This window comes from Marinobacter maritimus, assembly GCF_007671675.1.
GTDB classification, from domain to species: Bacteria; Pseudomonadota; Gammaproteobacteria; order Pseudomonadales; family Oleiphilaceae; genus Marinobacter; species Marinobacter maritimus.
Genome location: NZ_VCGW01000003.1, coordinates 445238 through 462570, shown reverse-complemented (window position 1 = coordinate 462570; position 17333 = coordinate 445238). Strand labels below are relative to the sequence as shown.

At 55.7% G+C, this 17333-nt stretch carries 19 protein-coding genes; 9 read left to right on the top strand and 10 right to left on the bottom strand.

The window, feature by feature from the left end; all coding sequences use genetic code 11:
• Positions 1–18: 18 nt before the first annotated feature.
• The 3 genes from FFI90_RS14255 to rho all read right to left on the bottom strand — a co-directional run bounded on the left by FFI90_RS14255 (position 19) and on the right by rho (position 4024).
• Complete coding sequence (locus FFI90_RS14255) at positions 19–1023, bottom strand: 2Fe-2S iron-sulfur cluster-binding protein (protein WP_144779028.1); 1005 nt, start codon at positions 1021–1023, stop codon at positions 19–21.
• A 1-nt stretch (position 1024) separates the two neighbouring features.
• Positions 1025–2512, bottom strand: coding sequence for a 4-hydroxy-3-polyprenylbenzoate decarboxylase (ubiD, locus tag FFI90_RS14250; RefSeq protein ID WP_144778722.1), 1488 nt, complete (start codon positions 2510–2512; stop codon positions 1025–1027).
• A 249-nt stretch (positions 2513–2761) separates the two neighbouring features.
• Positions 2762–4024 carry a transcription termination factor Rho gene (rho, locus tag FFI90_RS14245; protein ID WP_144778721.1) on the bottom strand — a complete coding sequence of 421 codons (1263 nt, stop codon included), beginning with the start codon at positions 4022–4024 and terminating at the stop codon, positions 2762–2764.
• 363 nt (positions 4025–4387) lie between these two features.
• Between rho and moaB the strand changes: the two genes are divergently transcribed.
• Genes moaB through FFI90_RS14225 form a run of 4 tightly spaced genes read left to right on the top strand, consistent with a single transcriptional unit; the run spans position 4388 to position 6906 of the window.
• Positions 4388–4960 (top strand): molybdenum cofactor biosynthesis protein B, encoded by a 573-nt coding sequence (moaB, locus tag FFI90_RS14240; RefSeq protein WP_144778720.1) that lies wholly within the window; start codon positions 4388–4390, stop codon positions 4958–4960.
• Positions 4961–4981: 21 nt separating this feature from the next.
• Entirely contained in the window at positions 4982–6193 is a 1212-nt protein-coding gene (locus FFI90_RS14235) for a molybdopterin molybdotransferase MoeA (protein ID WP_425463105.1), read from the top strand.
• Position 6194: 1 nt separating this feature from the next.
• Positions 6195–6455 carry a molybdopterin converting factor subunit 1 gene (gene moaD / locus FFI90_RS14230; protein ID WP_144778718.1) on the top strand — a complete coding sequence of 87 codons (261 nt, stop codon included), beginning with the start codon at positions 6195–6197 and terminating at the stop codon, positions 6453–6455.
• A 1-nt stretch (position 6456) separates the two neighbouring features.
• Positions 6457–6906: a molybdenum cofactor biosynthesis protein MoaE gene (locus tag FFI90_RS14225; protein WP_144778717.1), complete on the top strand. Its 450-nt coding sequence runs from the start codon at positions 6457–6459 to the stop codon at positions 6904–6906.
• Between the two features lie 175 nt (positions 6907–7081).
• On the opposite strand, the gene mobA is transcribed toward FFI90_RS14225, so the two are convergent.
• Positions 7082–7672: a molybdenum cofactor guanylyltransferase MobA gene (mobA, locus tag FFI90_RS14220; RefSeq protein WP_144778716.1), complete on the bottom strand. Its 591-nt coding sequence runs from the start codon at positions 7670–7672 to the stop codon at positions 7082–7084.
• Positions 7673–7743: 71 nt separating this feature from the next.
• Positions 7744–8070 (bottom strand): thioredoxin TrxA, encoded by a 327-nt coding sequence (gene trxA, locus FFI90_RS14215; RefSeq protein ID WP_008169901.1) that lies wholly within the window; start codon positions 8068–8070, stop codon positions 7744–7746.
• Positions 8071–8280: 210 nt separating this feature from the next.
• On the opposite strand from trxA, the gene ppx reads away from it, so the two are divergent.
• The gene (ppx, locus tag FFI90_RS14210; RefSeq protein WP_144778715.1) at positions 8281–9807 is read left to right on the top strand and encodes an exopolyphosphatase; all 1527 of its coding nucleotides are present in this window, start codon (positions 8281–8283) and stop codon (positions 9805–9807) included.
• Positions 9808–9811: 4 nt separating this feature from the next.
• Here the strand turns inward: ppx and FFI90_RS14205 are convergent, their stop codons facing one another.
• The gene (locus FFI90_RS14205; protein WP_186317993.1) at positions 9812–11797 is read right to left on the bottom strand and encodes an ATP-binding cassette domain-containing protein; all 1986 of its coding nucleotides are present in this window, start codon (positions 11795–11797) and stop codon (positions 9812–9814) included.
• Positions 11798–11843: 46 nt separating this feature from the next.
• On the opposite strand from FFI90_RS14205, the gene FFI90_RS14200 reads away from it, so the two are divergent.
• The 3 genes from FFI90_RS14200 to bamJ all read left to right on the top strand — a co-directional run bounded on the left by FFI90_RS14200 (position 11844) and on the right by bamJ (position 13641).
• Positions 11844–12401 carry a TIGR02444 family protein gene (locus tag FFI90_RS14200; RefSeq protein WP_144778714.1) on the top strand — a complete coding sequence of 186 codons (558 nt, stop codon included), beginning with the start codon at positions 11844–11846 and terminating at the stop codon, positions 12399–12401.
• Positions 12398–12781, top strand: a complete 384-nt coding sequence (locus tag FFI90_RS14195) for a DUF4124 domain-containing protein (protein WP_144778713.1) — start codon at positions 12398–12400, stop codon at positions 12779–12781. The genes FFI90_RS14200 and FFI90_RS14195 overlap by 4 nt, the downstream gene beginning before the upstream one ends.
• A gap of 146 nt (positions 12782–12927) precedes the next feature.
• The gene (bamJ, locus tag FFI90_RS14190; protein ID WP_144778712.1) at positions 12928–13641 is read left to right on the top strand and encodes a BamJ family beta-barrel-assembly machinery protein; all 714 of its coding nucleotides are present in this window, start codon (positions 12928–12930) and stop codon (positions 13639–13641) included.
• Between the two features lie 125 nt (positions 13642–13766).
• On the opposite strand, the gene rsd is transcribed toward bamJ, so the two are convergent.
• Together rsd and FFI90_RS14180 are read right to left on the bottom strand one after the other, a co-directional pair.
• Positions 13767–14246, bottom strand: a complete 480-nt coding sequence (rsd, locus tag FFI90_RS14185; RefSeq protein ID WP_144778711.1) for a sigma D regulator — start codon at positions 14244–14246, stop codon at positions 13767–13769.
• 105 nt (positions 14247–14351) lie between these two features.
• Positions 14352–14858: a disulfide bond formation protein B gene (locus tag FFI90_RS14180; RefSeq protein ID WP_144778710.1), complete on the bottom strand. Its 507-nt coding sequence runs from the start codon at positions 14856–14858 to the stop codon at positions 14352–14354.
• Between the two features lie 153 nt (positions 14859–15011).
• On the opposite strand from FFI90_RS14180, the gene FFI90_RS14175 reads away from it, so the two are divergent.
• A complete protein-coding gene (locus FFI90_RS14175) occupies positions 15012–15416 on the top strand; it encodes a flagellar basal body-associated FliL family protein (RefSeq protein ID WP_425463104.1) in 405 nt (134 codons plus the stop codon).
• Between the two features lie 17 nt (positions 15417–15433).
• Here FFI90_RS14175 and rmf read toward each other — a convergent pair whose 3' ends face one another.
• Together rmf and gshA are read right to left on the bottom strand one after the other, a co-directional pair.
• On the bottom strand, positions 15434–15661 hold the full coding sequence (rmf, locus tag FFI90_RS14170; RefSeq protein WP_144778708.1) for a ribosome modulation factor: 228 nt from the start codon (positions 15659–15661) through the stop codon (positions 15434–15436).
• Between the two features lie 89 nt (positions 15662–15750).
• The gene (gshA, locus tag FFI90_RS14165; RefSeq protein ID WP_144778707.1) at positions 15751–17304 is read right to left on the bottom strand and encodes a glutamate--cysteine ligase; all 1554 of its coding nucleotides are present in this window, start codon (positions 17302–17304) and stop codon (positions 15751–15753) included.
• Between the last annotated feature and the right edge of the window lie 29 nt (positions 17305–17333).

The window sequence follows — 17333 nt, the reverse complement described above, 5'->3', positions numbered from 1 at the left end:
GAAGTCTGCCACAGCACCTCAACTTCGAGGTGCATACTCCAGCACATCAGAAAAGAATGCCTCTGGTGGTAGCCCGGCTTCCACCAGGGCGTCCATCAGCGTGTAAACCATCGTCGGTGAGCCACTGGCGTGCACTTCCACGTTATTCCAGTCCATACCAGAGGCGAGCACCGCGCGTACGAGCTGGTCGTGATGCCCGCTCCATTCGCTGTCCTCATCACCACCTACCACGGGCTGAAATGTGAACCCTGGCAAGTCTTGCTCCCACTGCAGAGCCATGGATCTGAGGTACATATCCTCATGGCGGCGCGCTCCCCAGAACAGTTTTACCGGCTGAGCAAAGGACGTACCGCGTAAATAATCAACCAGGCTTTTCATCTGCGCAAAGCCCGTTCCAGCGGCAACAAGCAGCAACGGTTTTTCCGGAGCACAAGCCAGGCAAGCTTTGCCATGGGGCAGTTCCAGATTGACCGATTCACCGGAGGTCAGGGCGTCAATTACCTTTTGCGCTGACAACCACTCCGGTGAAGCCTGAATATGCAGTTCAATGTTCTGCTCTGTCGGGCTGCTGGCGATGGAAAAGTAGCAGGGTTCAGCGTCCGGCAGGTTGACCGATAAATACTGGCCCGCGTGAAAAGACAACTCCCGCCGCCTTGGCAACTGAAGCTCAACCCGATACACATCGTGGTTGATAGAACTTACTTCCACGACGTTTGCCTGAAACTTTCGGGGTTGGTTCTTTCCTGCTGCCATAACGGCACTATTCTCCAGTTCAAGATGGTCGAGCGCTGCGGTTCTGCACATCATCAGTCGCGCGCCGACCGGAATCATCTGTTGGTTTCGGGTATTCAGAGCGGAGCCGCTAAGCAGCCGTGCCTCGCAAAGCTCGCATACGCCATTTTTGCAAGCGAAAGGAACGGCGATACCGGCATTGGCAGCGGCGCTCAGCAAATCTGTACCGGTTGCTGCGGAAAAATAAATCCCGGAGGGCTTGAGGCACACCCGCCAACACCTGTTGTTCATATCAATCAGGGCGGGTAGGCGAAGTTTCAATCCCCAAGCTATCCCAGAGCTCGTCAACCCGCTGTTTTATCGCGTCGGTCATGGCTATGGGCTCGCCCCACTCCCGGCTTGTCTCGCCCGGCCATTTATTGGTAGCGTCCATGCCCATCTTGGAGCCCAGGCCGGACACCGGCGAGGCGAAATCCAGGTAATCAATGGGCGTGTTTTCTACCAGCATGGTATCTCGGGCAGGATCCATCCGGGTCGTAATAGCCCAGATCACATCCTCCCAGTTGCGGGCGTTGACATCATCATCGGTCACAATCACAAATTTGGTGTACATGAACTGCCGCAGAAAAGACCATACGCCCATCATCACCCGCTTGGCATGGCCGGGGTATTGTTTCTTCATGGTCACTACTGCAAGACGATATGAACAGCCCTCCGGCGGCAGGTAAAAATCCACAATTTCAGGGAACTGCTTCTGCAGAATGGGAATAAAGACTTCATTCAGCGCCACACCCAGAATAGCCGGCTCGTCTGGTGGCCTGCCGGTGTACGTGCTGTGATAAATCGGATCTTTGCGGTGGGTCATCCGCTCAACGGTGAACACCGGGAACTCGTCCACTTCGTTGTAATAGCCTGTGTGATCCCCGAAAGGGCCTTCCGGCGCGTTATCATCGGGGTAAATAAAGCCTTCCAGAACAATCTCAGCGCTCGCTGGCACCTGCAGATCGCTGAGGCCGCACTGCACCAGTTCGGTACGACTGCCTCGTAGCAAGCCTGCAAACGCGTATTCAGATAGTGAATCAGGCACCGGAGTCACAGCACCCAAAATCGTAGCCGGGTCTGCCCCGAGAGCTACAGCTACCGGATAGGGTTTACCAGGATTCGCTTTCTGAAACTCCCGAAAATCCAGCGCTCCGCCGCGATGGCTCAGCCAACGCATGATCAGTCGGTTACGGCCAATCACCTGCTGTCGGTATATCCCGAGGTTCTGGCGTTCTTTATGGGGCCCGCGGGTAATCACCAGCGGCCAGGTAACCAACGGCCCTGCGTCGCCCGGCCAGCAGTGCTGAACTGGAATCTGGAACAAATCAACCTGATCTTTTTCGATCACCACGTCCTGACAGGGAGCGGACCTGAGCACTTTCGGGCTCATGCGCATCACTTGCCGCAGCAGTGGCAGTTTTTCGATGGCGTCTTTGAAGCCCTTGGGGGGATCCGGCTCTTTGAGATAGGCTAGCAGCTTGCCGACGTCCCGAAGCGCGGTGACGTTCTCCTGCCCCATGCCCAGAGCGACCCTTCGGGTTGTACCAAAGAGATTCGCCAGCACGGGCATGTCGTAGCCTTTGGGATTTTCAAACAACAACGCAGGCCCACCTGCCCGCAGTGTGCGGTCGCAGATTTCAGTCATTTCCAGATTAGGGTCTACTTCAACTGAGATGCGTTTCAGCTCACCCAGCTTCTCCAACTGGTCAATGAAGTCCCGCAGATCGTTGTATTTCATCGTTGGCTCCGGTTAGTTCCGGCAATGTACGTGAATTCAAAGAGATTGGTTCTGACTGAGTGCCAAGACAGGATGATTAGCAAAACGCGCATACAAAACATGAAGGAAGTACCGGGGAGATTCTCCCCGGACCGTGCATTGCCAGGGATGGCAATGCCGAGCCCCCATGGATGGGTTTACGGCGTGTCCGGGGAGGATCTCCCCGGTACTGCCCGCCCCACAATCCCAGAGGCGCCAAGACTCTGACTCTTAACGGCGCTTCATCGACTGGAAGAACTCGTCGTTGGTCTTGGTGTCTTTCAGCTTGTCCAGCAAGAACTCGATGGCTGCAGTGTCGTCGTCCATGGAGTGCAGCAATTTACGCAAGATCCACACACGCTGGATATCCGCTTCGCTCATCAGCAGGTCTTCGCGGCGCGTGCCGGAGCTACGGATGTTGATAGCCGGGTAAACACGCTTTTCAGCGATTTTGCGATCCAGGTGAATTTCCATGTTACCTGTGCCCTTGAACTCCTCGTAGATCACTTCGTCCATTTTGGAACCTGTGTTCACCAGAGCCGTTGCAAGAATTGTCAGGCTGCCGCCTTCTTCTACATTACGGGCCGCACCGAAGAAGCGCTTGGGTTTCTCAAGAGCGTGGGCATCCACACCACCGGTCAACACTTTGCCCGAGGATGGAATAACCGTGTTGTAGGCACGAGCGAGACGAGTGATGGAATCCAGCAGGATAACCACGTCTTTTTTGTGCTCAACCAGACGCTTGGCCTTCTCGATGACCATTTCGGCGACCTGAACGTGACGCGCAGGTGGCTCATCAAACGTTGAAGCAATCACTTCGCCGCGCACGGTGCGCTGCATTTCTGTTACTTCTTCCGGGCGCTCGTCAATCAGCAGCACAATGATGTGGCATTCCGGATGATTGCGAGTAATAGACTGGGCAATACTCTGCATCAGGATGGTCTTACCAGCCTTGGGCGGCGATACAATCAAACCACGCTGGCCTTTACCAATGGGCGCAACCAGATCGAGCACACGGGAAGACAAGTCTTCGGTGCTGCCGTTACCGGCTTCCAGCTGCATACGCTCATCAGGGAACAACGGCGTGAGGTTTTCAAACAGGATTTTGTTACGGGCGTTGTCCGGTTTGTCGAAGTTGATCTCAGCGACTTTCAACAGGGCAAAGTAACGCTCACCGTCTTTGGGCGGGCGGATTTTGCCGGCAACGGTATCACCGGTGCGCAGGTTGAAGCGGCGGATCTGGCTGGGGGAGACATAAATGTCATCTGGCCCGGCCAGGTAGGATGCGTCGGCAGAGCGGAGGAAGCCGAAGCCGTCCTGCAGAATCTCCAGTACGCCATCGCCATAAATATCTTCGCCGCCTTTCGCATGCTTCTTCAATATGGTGAAGATAACATCCTGTTTACGCGAACGTGCCAGGTTATCGAGGCCCATCTCTTGCGCGATATCGAGCAATTCGGGCATGGAGTTCTGCTTGAGTTCAGTAAGATTCATAGGTTATTAGATTTTCAGGAATGGAATTAAACGGAAGTTGGGATGACAGGGATGCCCCTGAACAAATTCATTGATTGGTTGTTAAAACAGGTTCTGGCCAGATGAAGCAACCGGCGTAAACAAAATCCGGAATATAAATATTGAAGCCAGTAGAGTGGGTACAACCGTTCGTAGGGCAAGAGCGATAATCTGCTACCTTGCCCGCCAATGTCAAGTGCAGGGGGCAAATAAACGTCAATCTTGCCGCCCAAAAGCCCGCCAGCAAGGCTCGGCGCCTCCCCCTGATGGGTTACTCCCTTCCATTCCCTGCCACTGATGGGGATACTTACAATCAACATTTTTGTTATTTTCGGAGTGCCGTCCATGAGCAGTGAACGAACCAGCGAACTCAAACCTCTCAATATCGCGATTCTCACAATCTCCGATACGCGAGGGCCGGATGAAGACTCGTCCGGCCAGTTTCTTGAGGACAGCGTTGTAGAGGCCGGACATCGCTTAATTTCGCGACGCATACTGCCCGATGATGTTTATCTGGTACGCGCAGCAATATCATCCTGGATTGCCGAACCCGATGTCCATGCAGTGATCATTACCGGTGGCACAGGCTTTCACGAGCGCGACAGCACGCCGGAAGCCGTTGCACCACTGCTGGACAAAACCATTGAGGGTTTTGGTGAGGAGTTCCGCCGCCAGTCAGCATCGGAGATAGGCACATCCACTATTCAGTCCCGGGCTTTCGGCGGCCTTGCCAACCATACTGCGATCTTCTGCCTGCCAGGCTCTACAGGAGCCTGCCGGACCGGTTGGAACGGTATTCTGAGCACCCAGCTCGACAGCCGTCACGGCCCCTGCAACTTCTCAGCCCTGGTTGGACGAAAGCCGGAGCGTGCCGTTGAGCGCCTTCAGCAGGTTATTGGCAAACGCGCCGCCCGCTAATCCTGGATACGGAGAGAGATCATGTCAGGCAGTCTGACACCGGTTGAAGAAGCCATTGCTCACCTGCTGAGCCAAGCGTCGGTGATTACTGAAACCCGGCATCTGCCGCTCACGGAAAGCTTCGACCGAATACTGGCACAGGATTATCACGTCCCGGCGGATGTGCCCCCGGCAGATAACAGTGCCGTGGATGGTTACGCTTTGCGCGCCGAGGATTATGTGCCTGGCCAGGCTCTTTCGGTATCTGACCGGATCCCGGCAGGCTCCGCTCCCAGCCCGCTGAAACCCGGCACTGCTGCTCGCATTTTCACCGGCTCAGAGGTTCCAGCCGGCGCCGACACGGTCATAATGCAAGAGCGGGTTGAGGTTACCGATAGCGGCATTCTGATTAATGCAGAAGTAAAGGCAGATCAGAATATCCGCCGGCGCGGCCAAGATCTTGCGCAGGGCAGTCTGGCTCTGGGAAAAGGTACAAAAATCCGCGCTCAGGAAATGGGGCTTTTTGCCTCTATGGGTGTGTCTGAGGTCGCTGTGGTGGAAAAACTGCGGGTCGCAATTCTGTCGACCGGCGACGAGCTGGTCGAACCCGGCACCCCATTGGCGCAAGGCCAGATTTACAACACCAACCGCTTCACACTGCTTGGCCTGCTGGCAGAAGCGGGCTGTGACGTAGTGCTATGCGAAACATTGCGGGATACTCGCTCTGTGACTCGTGAAACACTGGAGCGTGCAGCGGCACAGGCGGATCTGATTATCACCAGCGGGGGCGTTTCCGTAGGCGAGGAAGATCACGTGCGTGCGGTGCTGGAGGAGTCCGGCAAGCTTTCGCTCTGGCGTATGGCTATCAAGCCTGGCAAGCCTCTCGCATTCGGATCAATTAACGGCACGCCGGTACTGGGCCTGCCCGGCAATCCGGCTGCGGTGCTGGTTACCTTTCTGATCGTCGGCATGCCTTACATACGCACCTGCCAAGGCCGCGTGCAGATTCACCCTGTCGGACAACAGGTGCCCGCTGCGTTCACGGTCACTTCACCTTCTGTGCGTAAGGAGTTTGTCCGTGCGCGAACAGAGTCTGCTAGTGGCGATACGCGGGTCTGCGCCTATCCGAACCAGAGTTCTGGCGTGTTGAGTTCTGCTTGCTGGGCCGGTGGTCTGGCGGTAGTTCCTGAGCACGCGATGGTTGCAGAGGGTGACCTTCTGACCTATTACCCATTTACTGAGTTATTAAGCTGATATGACTGACCAGACCCTCACCGTTCGTTTTTTTGCCCGCCTCCGGGAAGAGCTGGATACCGGGGAACTCACGCTCCCGGCCGACAAGGCTCAAACGGCCGGCGATCTGCTTGCATCTCTGGCCAGCCGCGGCGGGCCCTGGGCACAACTGCAGGGCAGTCAACCGGTGATGATTGCCATTAATCAGGCTATGGCGAAGCCGGCCACGCCTGTCAAAGCGGGGGATGAAGTAGCATTTTTCCCGCCGGTAACCGGGGGTTAAGATGATCAGTATACAGACTGAGGATTTTGATTCGGGCGCTGAGTATACGGCTCTGCGGGACAGCGGCGCCGGTACGGGGGCAATTGCCACGTTTACGGGGCTGGTGCGGGACAGCGGCGATACTCAGGATGTGTCGGGGTTATTTCTTGAACACTATCCAGGGATGACGGAGCAGGTGATTGCCGGGCTTGTTGAGGAGGCTTCGCGGCGCTGGGATGTGCGTAAGGCTCGCGTGATTCATCGGGTTGGCAGGCTGTTGCTGCAGGAGCAGATTGTTTTTGTGGGTGTTTGCAGTGCCCATCGAGGGGATGCGTTTGCGGCTTGTGAGTTCATTATGGATGCGCTGAAGACGTCTGCGCCGTTTTGGAAGAAGGAGCTTTCCGAGGCTGGGGAGCATTGGGTGGAGCAGAAGGCTTCGGATGTTGCTCGTGGAGAGGCTTGGGACAAATAGCTAGAGCCTCGGAGCGGTGCTTGGCTGGTCAGGCTTTGGCGGGGAATGCCTTCCCGAAAAACGCTGTTAATACGTCCTTGTACGCTTGGCTCCGCCATCCATGGCTCCGCACATTTTCGGGAAGGCATTCCCCGCCAAAGCCCTACTATTTGCCAAGCCTTCTTGCCATTCCTGCTTAGTTTGCCAAGTCTTCTGGTCGATTTCGGTTTTTGAGCGCTTCTGCGGCATCCGGGCAATCCAGAGTTCTCGCGCCTGCGCTTTCAGCGAATACCATTACCCGTCGGTTGTCGTCTCGTAGCTGGGTTTCCAGCAGGCTTACCAGTGAAACCGGGTATATGCCGTGCAAAGGATGGGATCTTCCGTCGCACTGGGCGATAACGGGTAGCTCGGGCTGTTCACGCCAGGCGGCTAACAATCGCTGGAATACTTCTGGCTTAATGCCGGGGGTGTCACAAGGGCAGACGAGTATCGCGGCTAAACCGCGCTTTTGGGCTTCGATTAGGCCTGCCAGCAGGCCAGCGAGTGGGCCCTGGTTTTTGAAGTCGGGGGAATCTTCCAGTACGTCGCCGAGAAGGCGATATTCTTCCAGGGAGCGGTTGGCGCTGATGAGAACCGGGGTGGCGACGGCGTTCAGGGCTTCGGCTACCCAATGGGCCATTGGGCGTTCGCGCCAGTGCATCAGGCCTTTGTCTTTGCCGTTCATGCGGGTTCCGGCGCCGCCGGCTAGCAGCAGGGCACAGGCTTTTTGGGGGGCTGTTTCGGTCATGACGGGTCCAAACCAAAAAAAACCGCCCAAGAGCTTGGCCCAGGGGCGGTTTTCAGGCATTCAGGATGCAATCAGAGATTGCTGTCCAGGAATGCCGCGAGCTGGGACTTGGACAGTGCGCCCACTTTGGTGGCGTCGACGTTGCCGTTCTTGAACAGCATCAGGGTCGGAATACCACGGATATTGAACTTGGGCGGTGTCTGCTCGTTTTCGTCGATATTGAGTTTGCAGACTTTCAGCTTGCCATCGTATTCATCGGCAATTTCTTCCAGCACCGGCGCAATCATTTTGCAGGGGCCACACCACTCAGCCCAGTAATCTACCAGTACGGGTACGTCAGACTGAAGCACGTCCTGTTCGAAGGATGCATCCGTTACGTTTACGATATTTCCGCTCATTTCATTTTCCTGATTAGTGCTTTGATTACTACTTTACGCGATTGATCCCGCTTATGTGAAGCAGTAGATCCACCAGTTTGAATCGGCGATCTTCTGAACCCAGCCAATTCTACCAGCGCTCTGCCAACGTCAAACCCGGGCATTTACTGACAGGTCCGGGGATTATCGCTTATAGTACGCGCACGTTCATACCACAGGATTCTGACCACCGTGACGGCCACCCCTTCTGCCGAATATGCTCCCGCTCCACCGGATATGCTGGCAGCCATTGATATGGGCTCAAACAGCTTTCATATGGTTGTGGCGCGACTGGTGCATGGCGAAATTCGCACCATGGAAAAAATGGGCGAAAAGGTGCAGCTCGGCGACGGCCTTGATTCCGATAACTGCCTGACGGAAGAAGCACAGGAGCGTGGGCTTGATTGCCTGCGCCGTTTTGCCCAGCGACTTAACGGGACGCCCCCTGAAGGTGTCCAGATAGTGGGCACCAACGCCCTCAGGGTCGCGCGTAATGCCAGCCAGTTCATAGCCAGAGCAGAGGAAGTTCTGGGTTATCCGGTGGAGGTCATTGCAGGGCGCGAGGAAGCACGACTGATCTATCTGGGCGTATCGCACACTTTGTCTGATGACGCAGGGCGCCGCCTGGTAATCGATATCGGTGGCGGCAGTACGGAGTTGATTATCGGCCAGCGCTTTGAGCCTCAGGAGCTCGAGAGCCTGCACATGGGCTGCGTCTCTTTCCGGAACCGGTATTTTTCAGATGGCCGGATTACCCGTAAACAGATGGACAACGCTATTACTCACGCCGAGCAGGAACTCCTGAGTATCCGCAGGCGTTTTCGGTCGGTGGGCTGGCAGAGTGCCGTGGGCGCGTCTGGCTCTATCAAGGCCATAAGCATTGTGTTGGCGACGCTGAAGATAACCGATGGCACCATTTCCTGGAGTGCCATGGAAGAGTTACGCCGGCGTCTGGTGGATATGGGCAGTGTGGAGAAGTTGGGCGAACTGGGCATACGACCGGATCGACAGAATATTTTCCCGGCCGGTTTTGCCATCCTCATGGGCGCCTTCCAGTCCCTGAACATACAGGATATGACCTTCGCTGATGGCGCACTCCGGGAAGGCCTTTTGTACGGAATTGCCGGGCGAATTCAACACGAAGATGTACGTGAACGCAGTATCTCGGCGCTTCAGGAGCGGTACCACGTAGATCAGAGTCAGGGCGCTGCGGTTGAGGCAACTGCGATTGCAGCCTGGGAGCAGATTGCAGGTGCATGGGACCTCGATACGGTTCACGATGAAGATGTCTTGCGCTGGGCTTGTCAGTTGCACGAAATTGGCCTGACCATTTCCCACAGCCAGTATCACAAGCACGGAGCCTACCTGTTGCGTTATTCCGACATGGCCGGCTTCACCCAACAGGCCCAGCAGGAACTGGCAATTCTGGTGCGGGGCCATCGGCGCAAATTCACCGCGTCTATCTTTGATGGCGTCGATCCCGGCGACCTGAAGCGTTTGCGACACCTCTGCATACTGGTGCGCCTGGCTGTGCTGATTCAACATTCCCGCAACCTGGAACCGCCACCGGCTTTCACGCTTCAGCCAAGGGAAAATGGCCTTTTACTGACCTTCCCGGAAGGCTGGTTCGATGAGCGCCCGCTGACGTTTGCAGATTTGAGGAACGAGCAGGATTACCTGGCCAAGCAAGACTTTGTGCTTGAGCTAGCCGGAGGCTAAAAGGTTAGCCAACCAGCTCTTCCTCCATCGCTTCTACCGTTTCGCTGACATCGAGCCATTCCGCTTCGGCGCCCTCAAGTCGGGCTTTGGCATCTGCCTGCTTGCCCAGCAACTCCTTTAACCGGCCTTTCGATTCATCACCATATATACCCGGGTCGGCAAGCTCCGATTCTAGGCTGCTCAGCGTTTCGTGCAGCGATTCCATCTGCTTTTCAAGCGCTGCCTGCCGCTTTCGATAAGGGCTCAGCTTTTGTCGGAGTGCCGCTTCCGTGCGCTTTCGCGCTTTTCGATCCTCCGCACTTTCTCCAATACCCGCGCCAACATCTGATTCTTTATCAGCGCTAGTGTTGCCGGCATTTCCAGCTCCAGCGGCTTGGCGCTTAGGCGCTTCCATATCATCCTTGCGACGGTCTGCCAGCCAGCGCTCGTAGTCTTCCAGGTCGCCGTGGTATTCCACCACGCGACCGTCATTTACCAACCAGAACTCATCAACGGTATTACGCAAAAGATGCCTGTCGTGAGACACCACAACAATGGCGCCTTCAAAATTTTGCAACGCCATGGTCAATGCCTGGCGCATCTCCAAATCCAGGTGGTTAGTCGGCTCATCCAGAAGAAGCAGGTTCGGCTTTTGCCAGGCGATCACAGCTAAAGCGACGCGCGCCTTTTCGCCACCTGAAAAGGATCGGATGGGGCTCAAGGCTTCATCACCATGAAAATCGAAACCGCCCAGAAAGTTCCGAACACTCTGTTCAGACGCCCGGGGCGACAATCGTTGCAGATGCAGGAAGGGGCTGGCGTCAAGATCCAGAGACTCCAGCTGGTGCTGAGCAAAGTAGCCTATCGCCAAATGCTCTCCGCATGTCCGCTCCCCGGATAGCAGCGTGCTTGTTGCCCCCTGATCACCCTGTCCCAGCAACGCATCCATCAAGGTAGATTTACCGGCGCCGTTGGGACCCAGCAAGCCAATACGACTGCCGGGCAACAGCGTCAGGTTAATATTGTTGAGAATAACGTTCTCGCCATGCCCTGCTTTTCCGTGTCGGATTGAAAGCAGAGGATTAGAGACTTTGTCGGCCATCGGGAATTCAAAACTGAACGGCGAATCAATGTGGGCAGGGGCAATTTTTTCCATCCGCTCCAGTGATTTCACCCGACTTTGTGCCTGCCGGGCTTTGGTAGCTTGTGCTTTGAAGCGATCGATAAAACGCTGGATTTCTGCAATTCTCGCTTGCTGTCGCTCGAAACCGGCCTGTTGTTGCGCAAGCCGCTCACTACGCTGGCCTTCAAAAGCTGAGTAATTGCCCGTATACAACTCCAGCTTCTGACGATCAAAATGAACCACATGTGTAGCCACTCGATCCATAAAATCCCGATCATGGGAGATAAACAGCAAGGTACCGTCGTAGCGGCGCAACCAGTTCTCCAGCCACAGGCACGCGTCCAGATCCAGGTGGTTGGTAGGCTCATCAAGCAGTAATAGATCGGAAGGCCGCATCAGCGCCTGGGCGAGGTTCAGTCGGATACGCCAGCCACCTGAAAAGGCTGATACTGGCCGGTCTGCGTCGCCATTCTGAAACCCCAGGCCTCGCAGAAGGGACTCTGCACGCCGGGCGGCAGACCAGGCCTCGTGCACGTCCAGCTCACCGTGTATGTGCGCAACCGCGTTGTCATCACCCCGGGCTTCAGCCTGTTGAAGCTCCCGCTCCAGCCGTCGCAAATCCAGATCGCCATCGAGAACAAAGTCTCTGGCGCTTCGTGCTGTCGCCTCAACTTCCTGGGCCATATGAGCAATACGGCAACCGCCGGGAAGTGACACACTGCCCTGCTCTGGCGCCAACTGGCCCAGCAATAACTGGAAGAGGCTCGACTTGCCCGCACCATTAGCACCCACAATCGCAACGCGCTGGCCGGACTGCACCGTCAGAGCGACGGAATCTAGCAGCCAGACGCCACCCCGTTGTAAACTGAGATCGGTTATCGTTAACATGATGTCATATAATCAACGTAGAATAGTCGGGGATGGTTCAGCGCCTATGCCGCTCAGCTCGGAAGCCAGCCCGAATTTATCTTTGAAAGCCATGGAGCTGCCGGAAAATCTCGAACCGGACAATCCGCTCTGGCGGTTTGCACTGACATTCTGGCAGCTCTCGACGGCGCAGGAAACCTGCCTGGCTCTTCAGAATGAGGGCTGGAGCGTAACACGAATTTTATGTGCCGGATGGCTGGCACTTAACGGCAGCGCGTTCAACGGTATTGAGGACGCTACGGTAACAGAGTGGCGTGACCGTGTAACCGGCAGCTTGCGTACCATCCGCACCTCGGTGCCGAAGGCGCAAGCTTCATACGAGGCTCTGCGCAAGAACGTCGCCAGCCTTGAACTGGAATCCGAGCGCATCGAACTGGCTTTGGCCTGGCGGACTTTAACAACGCTCAACCCGGAATCGAGCAATATGCAGGAACGTGAGAAGTTAGTTCGACACAATCTCGCTGCCGCAGCACCGGTATCCGGCATGACTGTGATTACACGACCGCTTCTGAGCACACTCAGCAATGCGCTCATCGCGTTCCACCACGGAGGCACGCAGCCATGATGATCAAATGGCTTGTCCGGCTCTCCTTTCCGGCTCTCGGCCTGCTACTGCTACTGATGTTCTTCGGTCTGAATGACCCCGAACAAGTATCAGAACCTGTTGCAGAAGAAACACAGCCCGAGATACCGGCCTTCGAAGGCCTGGTTCCCTCCCCGGTTCCAACCGACGGCCCCGATATTGTCTTCAAATGGCAAGACACCGACGGCAACTGGCATTACGCCGACCAGCCTCCCAAGCAGGGCTCCTGGAACACGCTGGCCATAGAAAGGGCGGATAAAAACCGCGCCGGCGCCAGGAGATCCAACCCGGAAACTGACTGGCAATCCCCCTACAGTGCGCCTTTTTATCTTGGCCCAAGCGCAAGAAACAATGGCAGCTGACAACCTCTTTGCGGGCGCAGCGCAAAATCCGTAGCGCCTTAACAGATGTTCAGTGGAATCTGCGCCCCGAACCCGTTACCTTTCCCCTTCTGACACACAATATGTGGGCTATTGCCCACTCCGTACGGAACCAAAAGGACGATGTAATGAAAAAAACCCTGCTTGCACTGGCGATGACCGGCATGGTTGCCGGCTGCTCAACTCCTCCCGAGACCCCGGTAGACCCAAAGCTGGACTCCACCGACCAGAAGGTCAGCTACGGCATGGGCCTGGTACTGGGTGAGAGAATGAACAACGATCTGCCAAACCTGCAGATGGATCAGTTTCTCCAGGGTATTCAGCATGGCCATGCGGGCGAGGAAGAAACCAAGCGCATGAGCCGTGAAGAGATCCAGCAGGCCCTGATGGAATATCAGCAGACGCTGCAGCAAGAACAAGGCAAGCAGATGGAAGAGCTGGCACAGAAAAACCTGGAAGCCGGTGAAGCCTTCCTTGTTGAAAATGCCAAGCGCGACGGTGTTGAAACAACCGAATCAGGCCTTCAGTTCGAAGTACTGGAAGCAGGCGACGGTGAGCAGCCGGCCGCTACCGATACAGTGCAGGTGCACTATACCGGCGAACTGCTTTCCGGTGAGGTATTTGACAGCTCCCGCGAGCGTGGCGAGCCAGTAACCTTTGCTCTGAACCAGGTTATTCCGGGTTGGACTGAAGGCCTGCAGCTGATGAGCGAAGGCGCTCGCTACAAGCTGTATATCCCGTCTGACCTGGCCTACGGCCCAGGCGGCAACCGCGCCATCGGTCCAAACGAAACACTGGTTTTTGATGTAGAGCTGCTGAACATCAACCCGGGCGCGAACTAAGAAAAAACGCCGCCCTCGAGCAGTCCGGGCGGCGCAGTCAAAGCACTTCAGCCTGCCTGAAGTCATAAAAAAGCCTCAGCCAGCGTTACCGCTGCTGAGGCTTTTTTGTAACGACTCCAATCAAATCAAGCCGGCGCCACTTTATCCGCGTGTACATTGTGGAGGTGCTCAATCAGAAAATCCTCCATTTCGAAGCGACTCTCCAGCGTCTCACCCAACCGGGAGAGCTCATCAAACAGCGCTTTCACGTCGAGCTCGGAAAGCTCGCTATCGCCCAGTTTGTCATTGAAGTTAAGCGCAACTTCTGTGGTTTGCTCAATGCGCGGATAAACCTTCGCCGCCAATTCCAGCCCACCGTCGTTAAACTCCCGAGCTTCCCTGACCAGCTGCTCGTATATTTCGAAGTGGCCAGTAGAGACATAGTCCACCAGAACCTCACAAAGCCGCACAAATTTTTGCTTGAGGGCATCTGTCTGCGAAAAATCACTTTCTCCGGATAAATCGCAGTAATGAATCAATAGCTCCTGACGATCCTTGAGCCAACGGTCAATAAGCTCGCTGACGCCACCCCAGCGTTCCCTGGCATTTCGGCAATTTTCCAACATGACGCCTGTTCTCCGCTAGCTAGATAGTCCGGCAATTCAGCCCTGAGCTGATATCCGTTAAGTCAGGATCAAGTTACCCCAAGCCTACTGCTTGTCGCAACCGTTTCAGCCTGCGATCCAGCCTTTTGGTTTTCTCCGGTGAAAAAGCATACCCAGGCCCAAGATAACCAGCATAGTGAAAAAGACAGCCGTCCAGCCGGGAATACTCAACCCAAGAAAACGCCAAACCACCGCGGCACAATCGCCAGTGCCTTTGAGCGCTGTAGAAAGCACCTCTGCCCAAGGCAGCACCTCCAGCATGTAGTCCACAGAGGGACCACAGGCGGGAACCTGGTCGGCCGGCAGGCTCTGTAACCACAATTGGCGGCCAGCCACACCCAGCCCGGCACCCGCCGTTACCGCCAACAACAGGCCGTACACACGCAAACCAAGCGATCCTGGGCCATGCAAAGCGGCCACAAAGCTCACCAGGCCAACACCCATAAAGCCAAAGCGCTGAAGCCAGCATAAAGGGCAGGGCTCCAGTCCCATCACATGCTCCATGTAAAACGCCACGCCTAATAATCCCGCGCAGACGACAAAAACAAGTGCAAAAATTACTCTTCCTTTCACAAAGTTTCCCCAGTTTTCCACAAATGCTCCGTCGGGCCTGCTATTCTCGGCTTATCCGGCGGAAACGCTGCTGATTTTGTCACTAAACCCTAAACCATGACTAACTGCAAGCTTATGACACCTCAGCCAAAATTCGTTTTATTGAGCATCTTCATGTTGTTTTCACTGCTCCCCGCCGCATGGGCGGAAGACACCGCCAACGCCGAGGAGGAAGCGGCTGAAGAGTCGGGCATAACGGATTATATTCCCATGGAGCCCGCTTTTGTAACACACGTCGGAAGCCCTGGCGGCAAACTGACCTACCTGAAAGCAGCGGTCACCCTGCGCGCTTCCCGGCAAACCACACGAACTGCGGTTGTGGCCCATATGCCGAGGCTACGCCACGAACTTGTTATGCTGTTTGGTGAGCAAACCGATACCGACAAACTGACCACCATGGAAGGCCAGCAGGTATTGCGCGAAGAGGCGAAATCAAGAATTAACGGGGTGCTTGAAGAGCAGCAAACCGGCGAAACCATCACCGGCGTGCTGTTTACGGAATTCGTCGTACAAAAATAGCGCTCGATTAAAACGCTTCAGGCAATCCGGGAGAATAGATCGTCTCCCAGAACACTCTGTGTGGCGGCTTGTTTCTGGACAGCCTCGACCGAATCATCCCAGCCGGCCTCCCAGGCCGCTATGACTACGTCTCCGCGATAAGGGCAGCGTGTTTTATTCATGCCCACGGAGGCCGCCAAATAGCCTTGGCGGTATGCTTTGTTCAGCGCCTCAACGTTCCAGCCGAGCTTCATATCCCTTGCCATGCCACTTCTCCCTGTAACTGAAGCTACCGAAGTTAGCACCAGCGTCAGAAAGTGACAAATTTTTGTTGAACTTCTGTGATGTGCGCCCCTCAAGAGCGCAGATATTGCTCGAGAAAGTCACGGAATGGCAAGGTATCCGAGTCCTCAATGTGCTTCTGCTCTGCCAGAGAGTCCTTCGTGGCAGCGGTAAATTCAGCCTCTACCCTGGCATCCAAGCCTTCCTGCCGGAGTATGTTCTGATGTTTTAGCGCCATGTCCATCGTCCAGTCCCGATGCCCGAGGCCCGAGGCCTGCATGGCGTCAATAACCCTGGCAGACGGAACCTGCCTATCACCCGATAGAACTTCCCGCTGGGCCGAAAGCGCCTTGCGGTATACCTCACCGCCATTCCAGCCGTCCAGCATTTCTGCCAGAGGTTCAAGGCGATCCAGTATTGCCGTCGCCGCTTCACCGATTGGCGTACGCTCACCAGCCCGGCACAGCGTTAGCTCGCGACTGCGCCCTTTGGCGACGACATCTTTATAATTGTCATCCAGCATGCTGCATTCCGCATCGTCGATTCGCGGCGACTCTGAAAGCAGACAATCCAACAGGAAGAGGTCAAGGAAGTCGACCTGGGCCTCACTGACGCCTACCGGCGAGAAGGGATCAAGATCCAGGCAGCGCACCTCAATATATTCCACTCCTCGGGATTCAAGTGCGTGAATCGGCTTCTCGCCGCTTTTGGCGGTGCGTTTGGGACGTACTGCGCTGTAGTATTCATTCTCAATCTGCAGCACGCTGGTATTGATCTGGATAAACTTCCCATCACGCTGGGTACCGATGGCTTCATAGGGCGGCCAATTGGTATGAATAGCCCTGTCCAGCGTCTGGGTGTAGGTACTCAGCTTATTGAAACAGATATTCAACGACGACTGGGCGTTGTTGTGATAGCCCAGATCGCCCATGCGTAAAGATGTGGCATGCTCGCCAAACCAGCTACGCTCATCAAATCGACCAAGATCGTGGCGCATGCCGTCAACAAAACTCGCATCCAGAGCGGGTGATGCACCGAACAGCAACATCAACAACCAGCTTCTGCGGCGGAAATTACGAATCAGCCAGAAATACTGCTCGGATTTGAAATCTTTCAGATTTTGCTGGTCGCCGAGCGCTCGCTGCCAGATATCCCAGAAGCTGTCCGGTAACGAGAGGTTGTAGTGCGCACCGGCGATGCTTTGCATCATGCGCCCATATCGTACCGCCAGTCCTTGCCGGTATACATGCTTTAGCTGGCCGGTGTTGGACGAACCATACTCTGCGATGGGAATACTGGCGTCACCATCCAGTTCGCAAGGCATACTGGCCGGCCAGAAAACCTCGTCCCCCAGGTTTTTCTGCACGAAGCGATGGGTATTGCGCAGGGACTCCAGCATCTCCGACGTGCTACTGCAAACCGGTGTAATCAGCTCCAGCAGGGCCTCAGAATAATCCGTGGTAATGGACGGATGCGTAAGCGCAGCGCCCAGAGCCTCAGGGTGTGGCGTCTGTGCAATGAACCCGTTGCGGTCCACGCGCAAACCTTCTTTCTCGACCCCTTTCAGAAATCCATTCCAGTCGCTGGCTGCGAACTGGCGGAACACAGAATGGCGGGATTCGCCCATGATTGACTCCTGCTGCAGCCAGCCGCACC